This window comes from Pseudoglutamicibacter cumminsii (genome assembly GCF_016907775.1).
Lineage (GTDB): Bacteria > Actinomycetota > Actinomycetes > Actinomycetales > Micrococcaceae > Pseudoglutamicibacter > Pseudoglutamicibacter cumminsii.
In genome coordinates this window covers 13,951-36,597 of sequence record NZ_JAFBCO010000001.1, presented here as the reverse complement: position 1 = coordinate 36,597, position 22,647 = coordinate 13,951, and the positions used below count along the sequence as shown (strand labels likewise).

Here is a 22,647-nt window from a genome sequence, read left to right as displayed (position 1 = left end):
TGCCTCGTTTCTTGACTCATCTCAGTGTGCCACGTTCGGGGCTACTCTGGATGGGTGACGTTTTTTGATGCGGTGAAACGCGCCTTCGTTGGGCAGGCAGTTGCGACGGGTAAAAGCCCGGAGACTCGCCTTGCCCCGAAGGATGCTGTGCCTGCGCTTTCCACTAATGCGATCTCGTCTTTGGCGTATGCGCCGGATGAGATTCTTTTCACATTGGCTGCTGGCGGTGTCGCGGCGCTCGTGTTCGCTCCGTGGGTGGGCATCGCGGTTGCTTTGCTCACGCTGATTCTGGTCGCGGCGTATCGGATGACGGTTCGCAGGGCTCCGGGGCAGGGCGATTATCAGATTGCACGCACCGAGCTTGGAATGCGCGCGGGTGCCGCGGTGGGTGCTGCGTTGCTCTTGGACTTGACGTTGACTGTTGCGGTTTCGATGGCGGTCGCTGCGAGCTATGTTGTGATCGCGTTCCCGTCGCTTGAACCGGTTCAGCCGTGGATCGCGTTGGGTGGAATTGTCCTCTTGACGCTCCTGAGCCTGCGTGGGTGGGCACGCTCGGTCCGGGTCCGCATCGTCAGCGTGTACCTGTTTCTTGCGATGCTGTTGCTGATCCTGGTGGCAGGCGGCGTCATGGTCATGGTTTCAGGCCATCTGGAGCCGTTCGAGGGCGCGTCGGCGGCTAACGCGCAAGCTCGCGTACCGGCACCAGCTGAAGGCTGGGCTGCCGTGATTTTGGTTTTGCGTGCGTTCTCTACGGGCTCGGCTGCCGTGACTGGTCTTGAGACTCCGGTTACGAATGCGTCCTCGATCCGCTCGCCTCGAGCTAAGACCGCGGGCCGAACGCTGTTGTTCATCGGTGTGGTTTCGGCGCTGGGAATGGTGGGGATACTGGTGCTCGCCCACATTTCGGGCCTCGCGCCAGCGGCGAGCGGGCTGACTGGTTCAGGAACGGATGCCCAGCGAGCTGTTGAGCCGGGCACATGGCCAACCCCGGTTACAGTTTTGCTTTCGCAGTCCATCATCGGGGCTCACTGGCCGGCGATCGTCGTGGCGGTTGTGACGTTCATGATCCTGCTGGGTGCGGGCATGTCCGCGTTCGCGTCTTTCCCGCGTCTTGCATATCAACTTGCCCAAGATGACCTGCTGCCACGCCAGATGCGTACCCGCGGCGAGCGCTTGGTGTTTTCTAACGGGATTCTGTTGCTCGGCGGTTTTGCGGGCATTCTGGTGGTCGCGTTTGGTTCGCGTGTCACGGATCTGATTCAGCTCTACGTCGTGGGTATTTTCATGGCGTTTGGGGTCGGCCAGTTGGGGCTTGCGCGGCGTGCGAATAAGCATCGCCGCCACGCGGTGCGCGCTACCCGACGTCGTGATGTTCGGCACTTGCTGTTGGCCGGTTTTACGTCGGGGCTGTCTTTCCTGGTGCTGATCAGCATTGTTGCGACGCGCCTGGCGTATGGCGCGTTCATAGCTTTCCTCTTGATTGCTCTGGGTGCTGCCTTGATGCTTTCGATACGCAGGCACTATCGGCATGTTGACCGGCGGCTGAAGGCTCCGCAACACACGCCTGGGGAGCTTGCCTGCGCGGACGATGTTTTGCCGAGCCGCGTTCATGCGTTGGTTCTGGCGTCGAATACCAACCGGCCCGTGCGTCGCGCGATTGCGTATGCGCGAGGGATGCGGCCAGCACGGCTCGAGTGTGTTCTGGTAGACACGGAACCTGAGCGCACCTCCCGGTTCTTGAACAGTTGGGACGAAGCTCAGCTTCCTGTTCCGTTGACAGTTCTGGCTTCGCCATACCGTGACGTCGCGGGTCCGCTCGTGGACCACATCCGGCGGATCAGGGCCGAGAAGCCTCGCGAGATCGTCGCGGTGTTCGTTCCGGAATACGTTGTTGAGCACGCGTGGGAGCGGCTCGTTCACAACCAGGTGGTTGCGAGACTGCATTCGCATCTGAGGCTTGAGCCGGGGATTGTGATCGCTACCGTTCCGTGGCAGATCGGTTTGGAACAAGACATCGATGATTCGAACGCGGGTGGGGCCGACGCGGCAGAGGGTCATGGTTCACAGGGTGATCGTGTTTCACAGGAAGGTTCGTAAACGTGACTCAAACTGACAACGTGCTGACACCCGTGGAGCTTGAGCTGCAGCTAACCGGGATCGCCCACGGCGGTGAATCTGTTGGCAGGGCCGAGGACGGCCGCGTCGTGTTTGCCCGCTACGGCATCCCAGGGGAGCGGGTCACGGTGCGTGTGGATGATCCCGCGCCGGATGCGCGGATGTGGCGAGGCGACGTCATCGCAGTCCGCGAAGCATCTCCACATCGCGTTCCGCATGTGTGGGACAGCGCAGATCCACTGAAACACGGTCAGGAAGTGCCGGGTGGAGCGGACTTCGGGCACATCGAGCTGACCCACCAACGAGAACTGAAGACCCGCATCGTAGCGGAACAGCTAGCCCGCATCGGCGGCATCGACGTCAACGAAACCGACTATCGCGGCGTCCTGCCACCGCTGACGGACACCGACGGTGGGCTCGGCTGGCGAACCCGCATGGCGTACGCGATCGATGAACAGGGCCGGATCGCGATGCGTCAGGCCCGCAGCCACACACTCATCCCAACCCCACGCATGCCGCTGCAACATCACCGGCTTGAAGCACTACGGCTCGGTGAGGTTGATTTGGCAGGCCTCGAGAAGATCGAACTCGCGGTCTCTAACACCGACGAGCCGCCGCTGCTCCTCGCGGTCCCGACCGTGACCGGAACCGGAGAAGCGACGCGTGCGGCACGCGGAGCAATCAAACGGCTCAGCCAACATGTCGAAGGCCTCACCCGCAATGATGGTCCGGCCAACGATGCGCCAGCCGCCTCGATCGCGATCCTTAACCAAATTAGCGGGGCGGCCAGCGACGGCCTCGGCCGCGTCGAACGCGTCACCGGGCGAACATGGCTGACACAAACCGCTAGCAGCTATCGCTATCGGGTTACAGGCGAAGGCTTCTGGCAGATCCACAGTTCAGCGCCAGAAACCCTCATGCACGACGTCATGACCTACGCCGAGGTCCAGCCCAGCCAACGCTGGCTCGACCTCTACGCAGGCGCCGGACTGTTCACGGCGGCGCTCGCCGACGCCGTGGGGGAGAGCGGCGAAGTCATCTCGATCGAAGGGGCGCCGGGAACCCACCGCGACGCAAAACGCAACCTTAAAGACGCGCCGCAAGCCCGTATCGTGCAAGACCGAGTCGAGCGTGCGCTCGCACAACTGGTCCACAAACCACGCAGTGCACGAAACCGAAACCAACGCGACGCCGCCATCGACGGCATCGTGCTCGACCCACCCCGCGCAGGAGCAGGGAAGGTAGCAATCAACCGCATCGTGAGCCTCGCACCGAACCGCATCGTCTACGTTGCATGCGACCCCGCCGCGTTCGCCCGCGACGCCCGCCAACTCGTGGGTAGCGGCTACCAACTCACATCACTCACCGGGCGCGATCTCTACCCCCACACCCACCACATCGAAACCATCGCGCTCTTCACGCCAAAGCCACAAAACAAGCCGTAAACGTGGGATTCGCCACCCGGTCTGCTTGTGTCATAGACGCCAAACAGTCGGAGGTACCCGGTAGGATTAGACATAACTGCGCTGAGCCAAACGGCGCCGACACCAGCGTCGCTGCTCAGGACAGATCACTTGCGAGAGGAGATCCATGACAACCGTGGACAGCTTCGGCGCTAAGGACGTACTCAACGTCAAGGGCACCGAATATGAAATTTTTCGCCTGGACGCCGTAAAGGGCTCCGAGCGTCTTCCATTTAGCCTCAAGGTGCTGCTCGAGAACCTGCTGCGCACCGAAGACGGCGCCAACATCACCAAGGAGCACATCGAGGCCCTTGGCAACTGGGATCCAAAGGCACAGCCAAACACCGAGATCCAGTTCACCCCAGCCCGCGTCATCATGCAGGACTTCACCGGTGTCCCTTGCATCGTCGACCTGGCAACCATGCGTGAAGCCATCCAGGACCTGGGTGGCGACGCCAAGCGAGTCAACCCTCTCGCGCCAGCTGAGCTGGTCATCGACCACTCGGTTCAGATCGACAAGTTCGGTACCGAAGCCGCGCTCGAGCGCAACATGGAGATCGAGTACGAGCGCAACGGCGAGCGCTACCAGTTCCTCCGCTGGGGCCAGACCGCATTCGACGACTTCAAGGTCGTTCCTCCAGGCACCGGTATTGTCCACCAGGTCAACATCGAATACTTGGCACGCACCGTCATGACCCGCGAGGTCGACGGCGTTCTGCGCGCATACCCAGACACCTGTGTCGGTACCGACTCCCACACCACCATGGTCAACGGCCTCGGTGTTCTCGGTTGGGGCGTTGGCGGTATCGAGGCTGAGGCAGCGATGCTCGGCCAGCCAGTGTCGATGCTCATCCCACGCGTTGTTGGCTTCAAGCTCTCGGGCGAGATCCCAGCTGGCGCAACCGCAACCGACGTCGTGTTGACCATCACCGAGATGCTGCGTCAGCACGGCGTTGTCGGTAAGTTCGTTGAGTTCTACGGCAAGGGCGTATCCGCTGTTCCACTCGCGAACCGCGCAACCATCGGTAACATGTCGCCAGAGTTCGGTTCGACTGCGGCAATGTTCCCGATCGACGAGGTCACCCTCGACTACCTGCGCCTGACCGGCCGCCCACAGGAGAACATCGACCTGGTTGAGGCATACGCCAAGGAACAGGGCCTGTGGCACGACCCAGAGAACGAAGCCGAGTACTCCGAGTACCTCGAGCTCGACCTCTCGACCGTTGTCCCATCCATCGCTGGCCCGAAGCGTCCACAGGACCGCATCGAACTCACGAGCGCCAAGGACCAGTTCCGCAAGGACATCGAGAACTACTCCGACGGCCGCGACCAGGCAGGCAAGGGCCGCCCATCCGCTGCAGTCGACGTCAAGATGGACGACGGCCGCGAGTTCACCCTCGACCACGGCTTCGTTTCGATCGCATCGATCACGTCCTGCACCAACACCTCCAACCCATCCGTGATGCTCGCGGCAGCACTGCTGGCACGCAACGCGGTTGAAAAGGGCCTGACCTCCAAGCCGTGGGTCAAGACCTCCGTGGCTCCGGGTTCCAAGGTTGTCACCAACTACTACGAGAAGTCCGGCCTCATCCCATACCTCGAGAAGCTCGGCTTCTTCGTGGTCGGCTACGGCTGCACGACCTGCATCGGTAACTCCGGCCCACTCGAGCCAGAGATCTCCAAGGCAGTTCAGGACAACGACCTCACCGCAGTTTCGGTTCTCTCCGGTAACCGTAACTTCGAAGGCCGCATCAACCCCGATGTGAAGATGAACTACCTGGCGTCGCCTCCACTCGTGATCGCTTACGCGCTGGCAGGCACCATGGACTTCGACTTCGAGAACGAAGCCCTGGGCCAGGACAAGGACGGCAACGACGTCTTCCTCAAGGACATCTGGCCAAACCCAACCGAGGTTGAGAAGGTCATCTCCGAGTCGATCGACTCTGACATGTTCAAGAGCGACTACGCATCCGTCTTCGACGGCGACGAGCGCTGGAAGTCCCTCGACACCCCAGAAGGCAACACCTTCGAGTGGGATGCAGACTCCACCTACGTGCGTAAGCCTCCTTACTTCGAAGGCATGGGCGAGAAGCCGGAGCCAGTCGAGGACATCGACGGCGCTCGCGTTCTGCTCAAGCTGGGCGACTCGGTCACGACCGACCACATCTCCCCAGCAGGCTCCTTCAAGTCCGACACCCCAGCAGGTAAGTACCTGCTCGAGAACGGTGTTGAGCGTAAGGACTTCAACTCCTACGGTTCCCGCCGTGGTAACCACGAGGTGATGATTCGCGGTACCTTCGCGAACATCCGCCTCCGCAACCAGCTGCTGGACAACGTCGAGGGTGGCTTCACCCGCGACTTCACCCAGGCTGAGGGTCCACAGTCCACCGTTTACGACGCAGCTATGAACTACAAGGAGCAGGGCACCCCGCTCGTTGTACTGGCAGGCGCCGAATACGGCTCGGGTTCTTCCCGTGACTGGGCTGCGAAGGGTACCGCGCTGCTGGGCGTCAAGGCAGTTATCGCTGTCTCCTACGAGCGCATTCACCGTTCCAACCTGATCGGTATGGGCGTTCTGCCGCTCCAGTTCCCAGAAGGCGAGTCGGCAGACTCGCTGGGCTTGACCGGCACTGAGACCTTCAAGATTGAGGGCATCAACGAGCTCAACAACGGCTCGAGGCCAAAGACCGTGAAGGTTACCGCTACCGGCGAAGACGGTAAGGAAACCACCTTCGATGCAGTGGTGCGCATCGATACCCCAGGTGAAGCTGACTACTACCGTAACGGCGGTATCCTGCAGTACGTTCTGCGCAACATCGCCGCTAACAAGTAAGTCACCTGAGACGGCGCAACCGGCAGGTGCTGTAGCGAGCTAAAAGCAAGTGAGCTCACTACGGCACAGCTGGTAGCCGCGCTGGGTACAGCAAACAACAGAGGATGGCCTCAACCGAGTGTTGGGGCCATCCTCCGTTTTACTGTCACGTTCAAACGCCGGTCACCTTCACGCTACCGACGGGCTAAACTAGTACGGATGCCACTCAGCCGCACCGCCTGCTGTGCAGAGTCGACTGTGACGGCTACATCAGACAACAGAAGTGGAGGACGAGCCGGGTGCCACACCTCAACAGCATCACCTCGCCTGAAGATCTGCGGGCTTTGGATCAGGAAGAGCTGATTGATGTCGCGGAACAGATTCGGCAGTTCCTCATCACGCACGTCGCAAAGACGGGCGGGCATTTGGGCCCTAACCTCGGCGTCGTTGAACTCACGATGGCGCTGCATCGGGTCTTCGATTCGCCGCATGACACCCTCGTGTTTGATACGGGGCACCAGAGCTATGTTCACAAGATTCTGACGGGGCGGCAGGAATTCGATCGGTTGCGTCAAAAGGGTGGCTTGGCTGGTTATCCTTCGCGTGAAGAATCTGAGCACGATGTCGTGGAGTCTTCACACGCATCGAGCTCATTGTCGTGGGTCGATGGGATCTCCCGTGCCCGCGTACTAGCGGGGGAAGATGACCGTTGGACCGTGGGTGTGATCGGTGACGGCGCGCTAACCGGCGGTATGGCGTGGGAAGCCCTCAACAACATCGCGGGCGATGAACACCGCAAGGCGATCATCGTGGTCAACGACAACGGCCGCTCGTATGCGCCTACCGTGGGTGGGCTCGCGAAGACGATGGACGGCGTGACATCGCAGGTGCGTAAGAAGATCGACCAAGTGCGTGTGTCGCGCAAGTATGTGCAGACGATGCGCTTCATGAAAGAGAAACTCAAGCACGGCAACGCGTTCCAGCGCGGCACGTATAAGTCTTTGCACGCTATCAAGGAGTCTTTCAAGGATTACTGGGCTGCGCAGCCGATGTTCGCCGATTTGGGTCTGAAGTACATCGGCCCGGTTGACGGGCACTCGGTTCAGGACCTTGAGGATGCGTTCAAGGCTGCGAAGGCATTCAACGGCCCGGTTTTGGTGCACGCTTTGACGCAGAAGGGTCGAGGTTACGCTCCGGCGCGCGAGGATGAGGCGGACCAGTTCCATACGGTGGGTGTGATTGATCCGGAGACGGGCCTGCCGGTTAAGAAAACGGATTCGCAGAGCTTCACGGATGTGTTTGGTTCTGAGCTGCTCGCGTTGGCGCGCGAGCGTGATGACATCGTGGCGATCACCGCGGCGATGCTTCAGCCGGTTGGCTTGGGTGCGATGCAGCAGGAATTCCCTGACCGTGTGATCGATGTTGGAATCGCGGAGCAGCATGCGATCGCTAGTGCCGCGGGGCTTGCGTATGGTGGTGCGCATCCTGTGGTTGCGTTGTATTCGACGTTCATGAACCGGGCGTATGACCAGTTGCTGATGGATGTCGCACTGCATAGGGCTGGTGTGACGATCACGCTGGATCGTTCGGGTGTCACGGGCCCTGATGGGGCGAGCCACCACGGCGTGTGGGATATGGCGTTGGTTCAGTCGATCCCTGGCCTGCGGCTTGCGGCTCCGCGGGATGCGTCGAGTCTGCGTGAGCAGTTGCGTGAAGCGGTTGCGGTGCAGGATGCGCCGAGCGTGGTGCGTTTCGCTAAGGGCGCGGTGGGTGAAGAGCTCACGCCTGTGCGTCGTACCGAGGACGGCGTCGATGTTTTGGTCGAGCCTGCGGACGGCCAGCGCGATGTGCTGTTGGTTGGTATCGGTGCTTTGGCTCCGATGGCGGTTGAGGTTGCGCAGCGCCTCCGGTTCCATGGGGTTGGTGCGACTGTGGTTGATCCGCGGTGGGTGCTTCCGTTTGCTCGTAGCATCTCGGATATGGCGGCTGAGCATCGTCTGGTGGTCACGCTCGAGGACGGCATCCGCGCTGGTGGCGTGGGCTCGCGTTACCGGCAGGAGATGCGTGCTCTGGGTGTCGATACGGGCCTGAACGAGGTCGGTGTTCCCGACGAGTTCTTGGCTCATGGCACCCGTGCCGAGATCCTTGCGGATGCTGGAATCACGGTGGACGCGGTTGTGAACCAGGTTCTGGAGTCGATGCGGGGCGAGCGCGTGCCGCGTGCCCGCGAGGCCGGTGCTACAGATGGCGCCGATGCTGCAGACACCGTTGCGGCAGCTACTGAGGCCCGCGGGTGAAGGCTGGGATCCCGGAAGGGCTAGCGCGCAACCCTGAAGATGTGGTTGTCGGCGAGCCGATCGTGACGCGGGCGTGGAAGTTCGATGGTTCCCCGCACTGGGTCACGTACGGACTGTGCGTGGGCCAGGATGCCGATGGGGTGTGGGTTTACCAGCCTCAAGGGATCTTCGTGTCGCGTCCAGGGGTCGCGTTTTTCGCGCGCGAGGACGCGGTAGTTTTGGTTCCGCGCGTGGGCGAGTGGGTCGCGACGTTTTACCCGGGCGGGCATCGACGTGGTTTGAAGCTGTATATCGATGTTTCCACCGGCATCGGGTGGCGTCGCCTTGGCGACGGCGGCTGGGAGATGAACTCCATTGATATGGATTTGGATGTCATCGACCGCTCCACGACTGGCGTGTATCTTGATGATGAAGATGAGTTCGCCGAGCATCAGGTGAGCATGGGATATCCGCAAGAGTTGATCGCGGCGATGTCGCGTGAGGCTTCTGAACTTCTTGAGCGGGTGGGGCAGAAGCTGGCTCCGTTCGATGGGCGTGTTGAGGAACGGTTCGCGCAAGGGCGGGCCATGGTCGAGGCTGAAGGAAAGTAGAGAGTCATGCCTATTATTCGTGCTTACAACATTCCGGAGTCTGGCCCGCAGACGTTCCGTGAGGCGTGGTGGGACGAAGCGACCGGCCAGTTTGTAGTGAACGCTGGCAAGGTTGGTTTTCAGTCGGATACCCCGATCGTTCAGGACAATGTGGAGCCTGAGGAAGGGGAGCGGCTGCTCGCCGCATTTGAACAGCAGTGTGCGGAGGACGGCTACCGGGAGGTTCCGGAGAATGAGCAGTTCTATGTTCTGGTGTGCTTTCCGCTGAAGGCCGCCGAACCGGGTGCACGTGAGAAGACGCGTGGCGAGCAGGTTGCCGATGCGTTGCGTGGCCATCTTGCATGGCGTGGTTTGGGCACGGTTGAAGAGCCTGTGTATGAGGAACGTGAGCAGGTGGTTCGTGTCATGACGACTGCCCCGAAGCTTGCGGCGAAGGCTATTTCGACGTGTGTGCGTGAGAATGCGCGTCAGGATTTCAGCAAGATGTCGATGCGGCAGGCGAGTGTCGCTGAACCAGACAAGCAGCGCCCGGTCAAGTTGTAGCGTCAACACGCGCGACAGGGTCACGGAATGGTTACGGTTTCGATCTATGATTGAAGCTCGGCGTGAGCTTCCCCGACCTATCGCCGGACCACTAGGGCCGCGCGCCGGCGGCTGGTTCCGGTTGCGAGCCTTTAATGATTCGTTTTGACCATGTGACTAAGGTCTACGACGCACCTGACAATCCTGCGTTGCGTGATGTCGATCTGGAGATCGACCGCGGTGATTTCGCGTTTTTGGTGGGTGCTTCGGGTTCCGGTAAATCCACGTTTATTCGTTTGGTGATGCGTGAAGAGCGCGCTACTCGCGGTTCTGTTCACGTCGCCGGTGTCAATGTTGATCGTCTTCCGCAGTGGAAGGTCCCTAAGTTGCGCCGCAATATTGGTGTGGTGTTTCAGGACTTCCGTCTGTTGCCGAATAAGACGGTGTTCCAGAATGTCGCGTTCGCGATGCAGGTGATTGGCCGTTCGCGCGGCATGATCCGCCAGACGGTGCCTGAGGTTCTGAAGATGGTGGGCCTCGAGGGTAAAGCGAACCGTTTGCCGCATGAGCTTTCTGGTGGTGAGCAGCAGCGCGTTGCGATTGCGCGAGCGGTTGTGAATCGTCCGGCGATCCTTTTGGCTGATGAGCCGACGGGTAACCTCGATCCGGAAACCAGCCGCGGCATCGTGGATATTTTGGACAAGATTAACCAGAACGGCACAACCATTGTGATGGCTACTCACGACGATGAGATCGTGAACCAGATGCGTCGCCGTGTGATCGAGCTGTCGAACGGCGAAGTGATCCGTGACGAGCACGGTGGTGTCTACCACGCTAAGGGCGATGATGCGCCGAAGATCTCTGCGCAGGCTTCGCAGGCGTTCGCGCCGTTTGATTCTGAGGAGGACGAGCTGTGAGGTTGTCTTTCGTTCTCGGTGAGATTTTCTCTGGTCTTCGTCGTAATGTGACGATGATCGTCTCGGTCGTCTTGGTGACCCTCGTGTCTTTGACCTTCGTGGGTTCTGCGGTTTTGTTGCAGTCCCAGGTTTCGAAGATGAAGGGTTACTGGTACGACAAGGTTCAGGTCGCTGTTTACCTGTGTAACTCGTCGTCGGATTCCCGTAACTGTGCGGTGGATGGCGATGGCAATGTCGCGTCGGTCACGGATGCTCAACGGGAGAGCATTGAGGCGGCGTTGACGTCGCCTGATATGAAGCCGTACGTTGATGAGTTTTATTTCGAGTCTCAGGAAGAGGCTCTGAAGCACTTCAAGGAGCAGTACGACGGTACGGCGCTGGCTGAGAACGTTACTGCGGATCAGCTTCCGAGCTCGTACCGGATCAAGCTGACTGACCCTGAAAAGTATGAGGTCATCAACGAGCGGTTCTCGACGGTGCCTGGCGTGGATTCGGTTGCGGATCAGCGGCAGATTTTGGAGCGCGTTTTCTCTTTGATGAATGGCGCGTCGATCGTGGCTATTGTGATTGCGATCGTGATGATCGTGACTGCGGTGCTGTTGATCGCCACGACGATTCGACTTTCGGCGTTTACACGGCGCCGCGAGACGGGCATTATGCGCCTCGTGGGTGCTTCGAAGACACTGATTCAGTTGCCGTTCGTGCTTGAGGGCATGATCGCGGCCGCGTTCGGTGGTCTGCTGGCCTCAGGTGTGTTGTGGGCGGTCGTTCAGTTTGTGATTCAGGACCGTTTGGCTGTGGCTAACCCTACGATCGCGTTTATTGATGCGTCGGTCATGCTGTGGCTGGGTCCACTCTTGGTCCTGTTGGGTGTTGTTCTGGCGGGTCTCAGCTCGCTCATAACCTTGCGCCGGTACTTAAAGGTTTAGTAAGGTCACGAACAGATAACACTGTGTTTGTGCAGATAACGCTGTGTTTGTGTTGATGTCGTTTGCGTCAATGTCTTCTCCTTCTTGGGGCGTTTTATGGAAGGACGTTAGCCCTCGTGGTACATGAAGCTACTTCGTTCTCTGGTCGCGGTGACGTGGCCGCGAATGCTGGTGCGCAGCGTGGTGGTGTGCGTGGAAAGCTTGCGGCAGTTGTATCTGCGGGTGTAGTCGCTGGTTTGACGTTGACTCTGGGTATTTTCCCGGCCAACGCTGACAAGCTTGATGACCGCAAGGACCGCATCGAGAAGCAGATCGCAGGCACCGAGAAGGACCTCGAGAGTGTGAACGCGATGCTGGAGAAGAACGGAGCGAAGCTTCGTAAGTTCCAGGACAAGCTTCCAGCGGCAGAGGCTGCTGTACGGGAGGCGGAGGCTGCTGAGTCGGCTGCTCGTTCGGAGGCTGAACAGCTTCAGGGGCGTTTGGTTGCTGCGGAGCAGTCGCGCGCAGAGATGGTTCAGGCGCAGGACGAGACAAAGGCTTTGACGGCTGAGCAGCGTAAGCTCACGGGTCAGCTTGCTGCGCGTGCGTACCAGTCTGGTGGTTTCGAGGGTTCGGATCTTGCGTTATTGATGCGCGGCTCTGATTTGAATTCGTGGGCCAGCTCGGTTGAAGTTTCCTCCCGATTGGCGCGTGCGCAGAACCGTGAGCTGAACCAGTTGTTGGGTCGTGGTGCGGAGCAGCGTAACGCGACGGCTCGTTTGAGTGCTGTTGAGGACGAAATCAGCGGTTTGAAGCAGCAGGCTGATGCTGCGTTGGCGCGTCAGACTCAGGCTCGCGAGGCCGCCGATGCGGCGAAGGCTGATCTGGATCAGTTGCTGGATGAGACCGAGAAGGCACAGGCTGAGCTTGAGGACGCGAAGTCTAAGGCGCGTCAGCAGCTCGAAGAGCAGAAGGCTGAGCAGGCGAAGGTCAATCAGGAGATCAAGGAACGCCAGGAGCGCTTGAAGCGTGAGGCTGAGGAGCGCGCTCGGAAGGCGCGTGAGGCAGCAGCTAAGGCTCAGCGTGAGGCTGAAGCTGCCGAGCGTCGTCGCGCTAAGAATGCCGCGGCGTTGCGCGCTAAGGCCCAGGCAGCGCAGAAGAAGGCTACGACCGCAACGAACAACACGAAGCGGTCGAAGACGGTTTCGAAGGGAACGTGGGGCCTTGTTGTTCCGGCGACGTCTGGTCCCATCACCTCGGGTTACGGCTGGCGTCCAACGCCTGCGGGCACGATTGACTACGGGGGCATGGGCGGCTATGTCCACGCTGGTATCGACTGGGGTTCCCGCTGTGGCGCCCCTATTATCGCTGCGGCTGACGGCCGTGTGATGCATGCCGGCTGGAAGGGCATGAGCGGCATCGTCGTATCTATTGACCACAACTTCGTCAACGGGCATGCGTTGACGACGAACTATCACCACATGACCCGCACGGCGGTACGTGTGGGCCAGAAGGTCAAGCGCGGCCAGGTCATTGGGTACGTCGGCACCACGGGCAACTCGACGGGCTGCCACTTGCACTTTGAAACGGTCGTCAACGGTAAGCACCGCAACCCTGCGGGTCTGCTCTGGTAGTTGTTAGCCAGCGCAGGATGCGCACCGAAAGATAGATGGGGAACGCCACCGTGGAAGCGGTGGCGTTCGTCATTCGCTAAGCTTGATCAATCATGGCCAATAAGAAGAAGACTAAAGATCAACGTAATCACGTGGTCGCGACCAACCGTAAGGCGCGGCATGATTACGAGATCCTGGATACCTATGAAGCCGGGATGGTTTTGACGGGTACTGAGGTTAAGTCTTTGCGCGAGGGGAAAGCGTCTCTCGCGGAGGGTTTCTGCACCTTTTACCGGGGTGAGTTGTGGGCAGAGATGCTCTACATCCCGGAGTACCTGAACGGTTCGTGGACCAACCACGCCGCACGTCGCCGCCGCAAGCTTTTGTTGCACCGTAAGGAGCTTGTGAAGCTTGAGCGCCGCGTCGATGAGGCTGGGTTCACGATCGTGCCGTTGAGCCTGTATTTCAAGGAGGGTCGCGCCAAGCTTGAGATCGCGTTGGCTCGCGGTAAGAAGGAGTGGGATAAGCGCCACGCCTTAAAGGAGAAGCAGGACAACCGTGAGGCGTTGCGTGCATTGCGTGCACGGAACCGCCGTGCGGGCGTGGTGTAGCATGGTTATCTGCACTCATTGCGGTGAGTGCATTGTTCAGCCCACCGAGGCAACTGGCGCGTGAGTAATTCATGCTTGCGGGTTCCGCTGGTTGTGTGGGTGGGATAACTGAATACGAGGGCGACTTGGTTTCGACGATGTGAGTCGCGACAGGGGAAGCGGGTCGAGCATGTAGAGTCATCTCGTTAACGTTCTCTGCAAACTAATAAGTGCCGAATCTAAGCGCACTGACTTCGCTCTCGCTGCCTAATTGCAGTGACCGAGTCCGTCAGCCCGGGGTTGCTATCGCTCCGGTTGTCTGACGTCAGCTAGATAGCCACTGGTGGGCACGCTTGCCGTGAGCGTGTCCGCGACATTTTTAGCGGCTGAGTCCACAGGGTAACCACAGGCCACTTGCACTGGTGATGGTCTCTGGGACTGAGAAGCCCTGAATCAGTGCTGCGCCCGGAGAAGTCCTGGCAACACCACATCGGACGCGAGTTCGATTCTCGCCGCCTCCACTATGTGTACTCGGGTTTTGATAGATAGATTTGAGTGCGATCTGAACCCCTTGGGTTCCGCGTTTTACTTGGTATTTCGTGGGATTCGAGGGGTTCAGTGTTTCTCGGGTGCGGGTGGCAACTGGGCTGGGGCAAGGGAGGGTGTTGTTAGAAGGGTTGTAGGGCTACACGACTAGCCAGGCAATCACTTCGAGTGGGATTGAAATCTCCTGGTTAGTAGATGATCATTACGACGATTACGGCGTAACAGTAGCCGATGAAGACTGGGAACCCGTGACCCGTAAGGCTGAGTTGCTCCGCATTGAGGACGACATCGACCTTGAGGCGTGGGATCGACTCACATTGAACTTCTGGTTGCCGGAAAAGGTTCCGCTGTGCAACGACATCCAGTCGTGGGCTACGCTCAGCGACGACGAAAAGTGGGTGACCATGCAGGTGTTTGCGGGACTGATCCCTGCTGGACACCATTCAGGGCACCATTGGCGCGGTTTCGCTGCTGTCGGACGCGTTGACTCCGCACGAAGAAGCCGTGCACACCAACATCTGCTTCAGGGAGTAGGTGCTTGCGAAGTCGTATTCGTCGATCTTCTCGCACCTGTCGAACACCCGTCAGATCGACGAAGTGTTCCGCCGGGCAGAAGAACAGTCCACTCTGAACAAGAAAGCTAAGGTTGTCACCGACCTTTACCACGGGACGATCCGCAGAAGCGCAAGATCACGCCCACTCTGCTGGAATCGTTGATGTTCTACTCGGGCTTCTACCTGTCACTGTACTGGTCGTCACGCGCCAAGATGACAAACAGCCGACCTCATTCGCCTCATCATTTCTGACGAGGCCATACACGGCTACTACATCGGGTACAGGTATCAGCAGAACCTCAAAACAAATGGGTATAGCGCCGTCAGCAGCTCAAAGACTTCACCTATGAAGTTCTGTTCGACCTATAGGAAAACGAAGTCGCCTACACCCATCTGATCTATGTCCGGGGGCCTGGCCGAAGACGTCAAGAAGTTCCTCAACTACAGCGCGAACAGGGCGTTCATGAACCTGGGCTATGAAGCAATGTTCCCGGCAGAAGTCACGGATGTGAACCCGGCTATTCTGTCTTCACGCAACCCGAACGCGGACGAAAATCATGACTTCTTCTCGGTCAGCGGCTCCAGTTAGGTCATCGGCGAGACCGAATCCACCGAAGACGACGAATGAGACTTCTAAGCCTCATTCGCTGCCGTTCTGCATTGGCTAGCAAAAGTGGCAGGCTGCTTTCCAAAGACGGAAATCGGGTTTCTTGGGCATGAGGCGTTCCGTTCAGCCGGCATTTTGACGTGTCAGCGTGGCGTTGAAGCTTTGCTCACCAGGGGCAGGGGTTCTTCCGAAATACGAGACGGAGAATATGACATTCGTCATACGATGCAGTTCACCTGGGGGGGGACTGCATTGCAGGCCCGAACCCGCGAAGTTACTGGGGAGTATCGCTTTCGAGATAGAAGTGCAGGGCAAACACGAAAGGCGTGCAGAGCAAATAAAACTACTACTGCAAATATTGACAGCGTATTCAGCGTCTAGATTTTGGTATGTTGATTCTGAGCGGTTTCACAGAATCCCCACAGCATGTTCGTCCTGCCCCGATCAGCGCCATGCAGATCAGCAAGGGCCAGGTGCGGTGGGAAGGTATCGCGAGGCGACAGGCTGGAACGTTCTGCATGCACCCCAACGGGCGTACGCGGCAGTTCTGGACGCAGGCCCCATCGGCGGCATCTATGTGAATCGCGCGAATAATGCTGAGGCTCCGGCCTTCATCACTGATGCAAAGGAATTGACTCCATGACTTCGTTTTCAAAGGCCGTACGCGCGGCCTCGGTTGCAGCTATGCTCGGCCTTTCGGTCGGTGTTTCGGCTCCGGCAGTCCTCGCTGCACCTGCTGTTACCGCTCCTGCTAAGGGAAACATCGACTTCTCCAAGAAGGGCTCGCTGACTCTTTTCAAGAAGAAAGGCGCCGAGTCAAGCGAAGCGGCCACCGGTAAGGAAATGCAGAATGTGCCGGGCGAGCCATTGAACGGTGTGACCTTCAAAATCACCAAGCTGAACTTTGATCTGCAGAACGGAGATTGGAAGACATTCCCCAAGACTGCTGCAGATGTGAAGGACGCTGACAAGACCGGCACGACCTTCGAACAGACGACCGCGGGCGAAGGCGTAGCTAAGTTCTCGGATCTGCCGCTGGGCATCTACCTGGTTGAAGAAACCAATACTCCGGACGGCATCGTCGCAGGTGCTCCGTTCATCGTTTCGGTCCCTATGGTGAACGAAGCTTCGGATGCGTGGAACTACGACGTCATCGCATACCCCAAGAACACCGAAACCAAGACGGAAAAGACCGTCAAGGATGCTGACAAGCACATCCAGGACGCCTACACCTACACCATCAACGCTGATGCTCCCACCTGGGGCGAGGGCAAACAGCTGACCGCCTTCCGCTTCGAGGACCAGCTGGACCAGCGCCTCGACTTCCAGAAAGTCACCGAGGTCAAGGCCGGTAACACCGTTCTTCAGGCCGGTGACTACACCGTCAACAAACCCGCTGAAAACGGCAACAAGCTCGTCGTCACGCTGACGGAACAGGGCCTGGCGAAGGTCAAGTCCGGCGACAAGCTTTTGCTGACCTTCGACGTCAAGCGCAAGGAAGTCGGCGACACCACCGAACTGAAGAACCAGGCCGAGGTCATTTTCAACAACCCGAATACCGGCAACGAGGTCAAGAACAAGACCAACGAAGTCGTCACCTACCACGGCAAGCTCAAGGTCGTGAAGAAGGACGGCAAGGAAACCGGCAAGGTCCTCGAAGGTGCTGAATTTGAGCTCTACCAGTGCACCTCGGCTGAAAACCTCGGGGCGCAGGTGACGGTGAAGAACGTTTCCAAGTGGACCACCGGGGCTGACGGCACCATCAGCATTGACGGCCTGCACGTTACGGACTTCGAGGACAACAAGGAAGCCCCTGCAACCAAGAAGTTCTGCCTGAAGGAAACCAAGGCCCCGGCTGGCTACGTCCTGCCGGAAAAGAACGTCACCGAAATCGACTTCACCCGTGAAAACATTGCGAAGACTGGTGAGTTCGAAGGCGATGACGAGGTCACCCTCGTGTCCGAGATCGAGAACATCAAGCAGGACACCCCGAACCTGCCGATGACCGGTGGTGCGGGTGTTGGCGTTCTCGGCGCCCTTGGTGCCTTGATTGCAGGTTCCGGCGTCTGGTTCGCTCGCCGCAACGCTAAGCAGTCTCAGGCCGAGTAAGACCCCTGGGAAAACCATGAGCCCATTGGGCTCTGGATGGTGGGGCAGTGAGCAGATACTGCACACTGCCCCACATAAACCCACTCAGTGATAGAGACCTGGGAGCCAAGCGGTGGAGAACAATCCCACATCAACTTTGAAGCGAACCGTCACGAACGGCCAGCCCGGCAAAGCGAAGAAAAACAGCCTGCTGCTGCCTGCCATCGTGGTGATCCTCGGTTTGCTCGTGATGATGTACCCGGTTGTCTCCACCGCATGGAACAACCACGGAGCGTCAAAAGCTGCCAAAGAATATGCACAGCTGGATAAAGACACTCCTCTGGAAGTCAAGAACACGCGGTGGGACAAAGCGCACGAATACAACGAACAGCGTACTTCCGGCCCAATTCTTGACCCGTGGCTCAACAACATCCACTCCGATAACCCCGAATATGCGGAGTATTTGGACCAGCTGAGCGGAAACGACGCCATGGCCCGGCTCATCTTCCCTGAGATCGGTGTGGATCTGCCCATCTACCACGGAACATCAGACGATGTTCTGCAGAGGGGACTGGGCCACCTGTACGGATCTGATCTTCCCGTTGGCGGCAGCGGAACCCATTCGGTCATCACCGGGCACACGGGACTGTCGAACTCCACCATGTTCGACAACCTCAGCAAAGCCGAAGAGGGCGACGCCTTCTACGTGCAGGTTTCAGGCCACAAACTCAAGTACGAAATCGATCAGATCAAGGTGGTTCTTCCGGACCAAACCGAAGATCTGAGACCAGTCGAAAGCGGCGACTACGTCACGCTGATCACGTGCACGCCGTACGGGGTGAACACGCACCGACTCCTGGTGCGCGGACATCAGGTTCCTCTGGAGCCAGCGGATGAAGGCGTGTTCGATCAGAACCACAGCGGCGGATGGCAGTGGTGGATGTACGCGCTCGTGGCAGCCGTACTGGCTATCGGCATTGGTTTCGGCTGGTGGGCGCGACGACAGCGCAAGCTCAGCAGCTCAGTAGCCTGCGCGAACAACAAAAGCAACGGACTGTCTCCCGGCACAGAGAAGCAGCCGGATGACAACAACTGATTTTGGTGAACAGATGACTATGAAACGACACGCAGTGTCATGGGGCAGAACAGCAGCGGTGTTGCTGGCCGTATGTGCCGTGCTCTGTGCTCTTGGATTTGCGGGTTTCAGCCCCGCACATGCCGCCAAAATTGTTGGGCAGGGGAGTTCGGACAGCGGGAAGAATACCCCGGGCAGTGACATCGTCACCATCATCATCAGCCCCGGCAACCCCGAAGATGACCACTCACCAGCCGCCGGCAAGGTTTCCGGTGTGACTGTCAAACTTGAACGGCTGAAAGGCGTTTCGGCCGAGAACTCATCCGATATGAAGCGAGTCGAATCCGCCTCGGTCGATGATATTGCCGCATGGCCGAAAGACCGCTCCTTTAGTAAGGTCACGAACGCCGGAGGATCCGTAACGTTCGCACACCTTCCGAAGGGTATCTACCTGGCAAGCTCGTCGGCGCCCAATGAAAGCTACCGTGAGATCAACTCGTTCCTTGTAGCAGCCCCATTCCACAGCCGACCAGAGGGCGATTCGCCGGTTGAAGGCGTCATCGTAGCCAAATCACGCTCACCCCAGGGTCCACCTCCGGGCAATGAACCTCCGCCAACGCCGCCTGCAGTGGACACACCTGAGAAGCCGAAGACCCCGCAGGATCATGACCAGTCGATGCCCGCTACGGGCGCCCAGGTCACCACCACCGTCATCATCGCCGCCCTTCTCATCGGCGCCGGATTCATCATCATCGTTGCCAGCAGAAGAAAGTTAGAGGGTGGGAAGAAATGAGGCACACACTTCCATTCCGCCTGTCGAAAGAACAGTACATAGTCATGCGATTGCTCGCTGTGTTAGCAGTGCTGGTAGCGCTCATCGCCAACGGACTCGCTGCCATTCCAGGCGCCACGCCCGCGCAGGCACAGACCGCGCAAGCACAGGCCACGCAGGCACAGACGCAGACCATTCCCGTCAGCCCAGCGAAGCAAGACTTTACGAACACCGCTACTCAGAACACCTACACGTTCACGGTAGATGCTGACGCAACGATGAACAGTCTCGATTTCAACGTGACCGGAAACTACTTCTTGGCTGAATACGTCCTGCTGGTCAATGGCAAGAGCCTGAAGAAAGAGACGTTTGCTGCTACTCAAAAGCTGCCGTATTCCACGACAGTCAGCGGTCTGAACACCACCCTGAAGAAGGGTGACAAGATCGACCTGTACATGAGGTTCAACTACCCCAGGGTAAAAGGTTCGGTGGCTATCACCCCTAAGGGGACTTTGAGCGGCACCACTACGCCAACCGAGCCAGAGCCGGGACCCACACCGGCCCCGACGACCGTGATGCCGGCAGCACCGACGGCAGTAGACCCCGCCACCGCCGCTCAGTGTGTGGAGAAGGGGTACATCAACATTCCCGACACAAAGGGTGTTGACTACTACATCTCAGACCAGAAGACGTCTGTCGGGCAGCACTTCTATGAAGGGCAGAAGGCCACCGTCAAGGTCACAGCCAAGGCGCAGTCTGGCTACCAGATTGCTTCTGGAGCAAAAACTGAATGGTCGTTCGACATGAGTGGTCAAGTGAAGACCTGCTCGGACGACCAGCCGCCACTGCCTGGCGACACAAATCGAAAGTTCACAGCCACTGGACACGGGTTCACACTGAATAGTGATCCGGTTAATCCAGATACGCCAAACGCTTTCACTGCAAAAGCTGGGGAAGACGCGCAGCTGAACTACATCACGGTACGCATCAAAACCGACGCGACGTTCCTCGATCCGCAGCACTACCAGCTGACGGTCGACAAGATCGAAGACGGTGTGACGTTGCAGAAGCGCAACGTCAAAATCGGCAACGGCTACATCACAATGGACGTTGTGCCGATGAAGAGCGGCAAACAGGTCGACTCGGCGTTTCTTCCCAAGGACGCAGTGTTCACATTCACCAACAACCTCGCCCAGAACAAGAAGCTCGAAGTTGAGCTGGACGCTTACGGCACAAAGTCTGCAGATCCCACTGACCCACCCATCATTTCCCCGCCGGACGGAGCGGACTGGGTGCACGGGCGCGTAGCGAACCCTCAGATTCCCATGATCTGTGGCCTGCGCATTGCGGTTGTCGCTGACCTGTCGACGTCGTTGAGTCACGCGGACAATGCGAACGGTTTCGATGAGTCGAAAAAAGCGACAAAAGCCTTCATCGATGCTCTCGCAGGCACCCCCGCAGAGCTCGGTATTTACAACTTTGCGAGTAGCGCTCCAGCGAATGGCGCAGGATCGACCGTTGGCAACAACCCGCCCTACATTTCCATGCAGACAGAAGCAGGAGTCAACCAGGCAAAACAAATCGTCGAAAACTGGGCTTATAACCCGGGCAACAGCGGGACGAACTGGCAAGCTGGTTTGCAACAGGTCAAAGCTGGGAACTATGACGTCGTGTACTTCATTACCGACGGTATGCCTACGACATCGAGCACGATAAAAAGCAAGGGAATCGGTGCAGAGTTCGTCCAGGCAAGTGCACTCAACGATGCAATTGCCGCAGCGAACGAACTGAAAAAAGCTGGCACGCGCGTTGTCCCGCTCATGGTTGACGTGACGCTTGGTGGACGAACCAGCCAACGCCCTGTTGTAAAGAATGATCTTGTGCTCAAAGACGCCAAACGCATTGCCTGGACAGCAGATCCGGGACAAGCCCCAGGCATCTACTACAAAATTCGAAGTGATCACCCGAAGGCTTTGCACGCCAATTACATCAACACTGACACCTTGGCGAATCTGAAAATGGCGTACGACGCGGCAGGCAGCCAGACCTTGCAAGTGTTTGAGCGTATGCCCAATGGGAGACAGGAGACGATCACTCTCAATCAATCGAGGTGGACCTACGGTACACGTGACGTCAAGCAAATGGGTGAAGACATCTCGGGTACTGGGGACACGGTTCGCATCGAAGGCTATGGAAAACTGGCCGCACAGATGAAGTCGATGGCTCAGGACCTCACCAAGAAGTGCAACGGCGAAGTAATCGTCAAGAAGCGCATCGTCGATGAGAACGGCAAGGTTCTGTCCGACGGTGAACCCGGCTGGGAGTTCACCCTGTCGGCTAACGGTCAAAAGGTCATTGATCCCGGAAATGGTTCACTCGTCACGCAGTGGCGCAAAGTCACTTCGTCGCGGGACGAAGACCGAGGCACCGCACGCTGGGGAATCCAAAGTGAAGAAGAGCAAAAACTCACACTTGTTGAAAGCCAGCAGCCGGGCTACTCGCTGTACAAACGCGACAATGCCAACGCTGTCTGCCACGAAACTCGTGAAGGCAACACCGTACAGATTCCAGTCCAGAACGTCGGCGAGTTCGGCTTCACCGTGAACATGAGTGAAAAGGACAAGAAGCTGTCACGTGTGTCGTGTGTGGTTGACAACTACAAGACGCCGGAAGCGAAAGGAAAGCTGACCTTCAAAAAGGCCCAGTATAAGGACGGCAAGATCACAGAAATGCCAGGACTGGGCGGCGCGACCTTTGAGATCTACCCGGCTAAGGACGGCAAGCCTGACTACAGCGCTGGAAAACCGCTGTACACCATCAAGCCTGGCCAGGAATCGATTGAGGTCAAGACAACCGGCACGTTCTTCCTCGTGGAAACCAAAGCGCCGAAGGGTCTGAACCTGCTGCCGCACCCTGTCAAGTTCGAAATCGCAATGGATCAGAACACCGAGAAATACACGATTTCGGCTGGTACGAGCAACGGTCTGATCACAACAAGCGGCACGGGCGAGGCGATGATCCTGACGGTTGTCGATACCGCGTCCGGAACGCTCCCCAAGACCGGCGGCAACGGTGTGGTCTGGTGGGCAGCCGGCGGTCTGGCTATCGTCGCAGCCGGTGCACTGCTGATGTACCGCAGGCGCGCCTGACGCGCAGCCGCAATTCTGACGGTCTGCGC

At 58.6% G+C, this 22,647-nt stretch carries 15 protein-coding genes, 1 other RNA gene and 1 pseudogene; all 17 read left to right on the top strand.

Going from position 1 to position 22,647, the window contains the following annotated elements:
* Nucleotides 1-54 precede the first annotated feature (54 nt).
* The 17 genes and pseudogenes from JOD50_RS00175 to JOD50_RS00095 all read left to right on the top strand — a co-directional run bounded on the left by JOD50_RS00175 (nucleotide 55) and on the right by JOD50_RS00095 (nucleotide 22,618).
* Nucleotides 55-2,097 (top strand): amino acid permease, encoded by a 2,043-nt coding sequence (locus JOD50_RS00175; protein ID WP_204879957.1) that lies wholly within the window; start codon nucleotides 55-57, stop codon nucleotides 2,095-2,097.
* A gap of 2 nt (nucleotides 2,098-2,099) precedes the next feature.
* Complete coding sequence (locus tag JOD50_RS00170) at nucleotides 2,100-3,560, top strand: TRAM domain-containing protein (protein ID WP_204879956.1); 1,461 nt, start codon at nucleotides 2,100-2,102, stop codon at nucleotides 3,558-3,560.
* A gap of 145 nt (nucleotides 3,561-3,705) precedes the next feature.
* A complete protein-coding gene (gene acnA, locus JOD50_RS00165) occupies nucleotides 3,706-6,411 on the top strand; it encodes an aconitate hydratase AcnA (RefSeq protein ID WP_204879955.1) in 2,706 nt (901 codons plus the stop codon).
* 278 nt (nucleotides 6,412-6,689) lie between these two features.
* Entirely contained in the window at nucleotides 6,690-8,687 is a 1,998-nt protein-coding gene (dxs, locus tag JOD50_RS00160) for a 1-deoxy-D-xylulose-5-phosphate synthase (RefSeq protein WP_204879954.1), read from the top strand.
* Complete coding sequence (locus JOD50_RS10560; RefSeq protein WP_233430816.1) at nucleotides 8,684-9,277, top strand: DUF402 domain-containing protein; 594 nt, start codon at nucleotides 8,684-8,686, stop codon at nucleotides 9,275-9,277. The genes dxs and JOD50_RS10560 overlap by 4 nt, the downstream gene beginning before the upstream one ends.
* Nucleotides 9,278-9,283: 6 nt before the next feature.
* Nucleotides 9,284-9,820 carry a hypothetical protein gene (locus JOD50_RS00150; RefSeq protein WP_204879953.1) on the top strand — a complete coding sequence of 179 codons (537 nt, stop codon included), beginning with the start codon at nucleotides 9,284-9,286 and terminating at the stop codon, nucleotides 9,818-9,820.
* 134 nt (nucleotides 9,821-9,954) lie between these two features.
* Nucleotides 9,955-10,716 (top strand): cell division ATP-binding protein FtsE, encoded by a 762-nt coding sequence (gene ftsE, locus JOD50_RS00145; protein WP_204879952.1) that lies wholly within the window; start codon nucleotides 9,955-9,957, stop codon nucleotides 10,714-10,716.
* Nucleotides 10,713-11,645: a permease-like cell division protein FtsX gene (gene ftsX, locus JOD50_RS00140; RefSeq protein ID WP_101629563.1), complete on the top strand. Its 933-nt coding sequence runs from the start codon at nucleotides 10,713-10,715 to the stop codon at nucleotides 11,643-11,645. Before ftsE ends, ftsX begins: the two co-directional genes overlap by 4 nt.
* Nucleotides 11,646-11,761: 116 nt before the next feature.
* Nucleotides 11,762-13,258, top strand: a complete 1,497-nt coding sequence (locus tag JOD50_RS10555) for a peptidoglycan DD-metalloendopeptidase family protein (protein WP_204879951.1) — start codon at nucleotides 11,762-11,764, stop codon at nucleotides 13,256-13,258.
* 92 nt (nucleotides 13,259-13,350) lie between these two features.
* The gene (smpB, locus tag JOD50_RS00130; protein ID WP_204879950.1) at nucleotides 13,351-13,848 is read left to right on the top strand and encodes an SsrA-binding protein SmpB; all 498 of its coding nucleotides are present in this window, start codon (nucleotides 13,351-13,353) and stop codon (nucleotides 13,846-13,848) included.
* Between the two features lie 116 nt (nucleotides 13,849-13,964).
* Nucleotides 13,965-14,351, top strand: a transfer-messenger RNA (tmRNA) gene (gene ssrA, locus JOD50_RS00125).
* A gap of 270 nt (nucleotides 14,352-14,621) precedes the next feature.
* A pseudogene (gene nrdF, locus JOD50_RS00120) lies at nucleotides 14,622-15,516 on the top strand (class 1b ribonucleoside-diphosphate reductase subunit beta).
* 407 nt (nucleotides 15,517-15,923) lie between these two features.
* Nucleotides 15,924-16,115, top strand: coding sequence for a hypothetical protein (locus tag JOD50_RS00115; protein WP_204879949.1), 192 nt, complete (start codon nucleotides 15,924-15,926; stop codon nucleotides 16,113-16,115).
* 58 nt (nucleotides 16,116-16,173) lie between these two features.
* Entirely contained in the window at nucleotides 16,174-17,643 is a 1,470-nt protein-coding gene (locus JOD50_RS00110) for a SpaH/EbpB family LPXTG-anchored major pilin (protein ID WP_204879948.1), read from the top strand.
* A gap of 112 nt (nucleotides 17,644-17,755) precedes the next feature.
* Nucleotides 17,756-18,718 carry a class C sortase gene (locus JOD50_RS00105; RefSeq protein ID WP_338051951.1) on the top strand — a complete coding sequence of 321 codons (963 nt, stop codon included), beginning with the start codon at nucleotides 17,756-17,758 and terminating at the stop codon, nucleotides 18,716-18,718.
* Complete coding sequence (locus JOD50_RS00100) at nucleotides 18,705-19,490, top strand: isopeptide-forming domain-containing protein (protein WP_204879947.1); 786 nt, start codon at nucleotides 18,705-18,707, stop codon at nucleotides 19,488-19,490. The genes JOD50_RS00105 and JOD50_RS00100 overlap by 14 nt, the downstream gene beginning before the upstream one ends.
* A complete protein-coding gene (locus tag JOD50_RS00095) occupies nucleotides 19,487-22,618 on the top strand; it encodes a SpaA isopeptide-forming pilin-related protein (RefSeq protein ID WP_275587651.1) in 3,132 nt (1,043 codons plus the stop codon). The genes JOD50_RS00100 and JOD50_RS00095 overlap by 4 nt, the downstream gene beginning before the upstream one ends.
* Nucleotides 22,619-22,647: the final 29 nt, after the last annotated feature.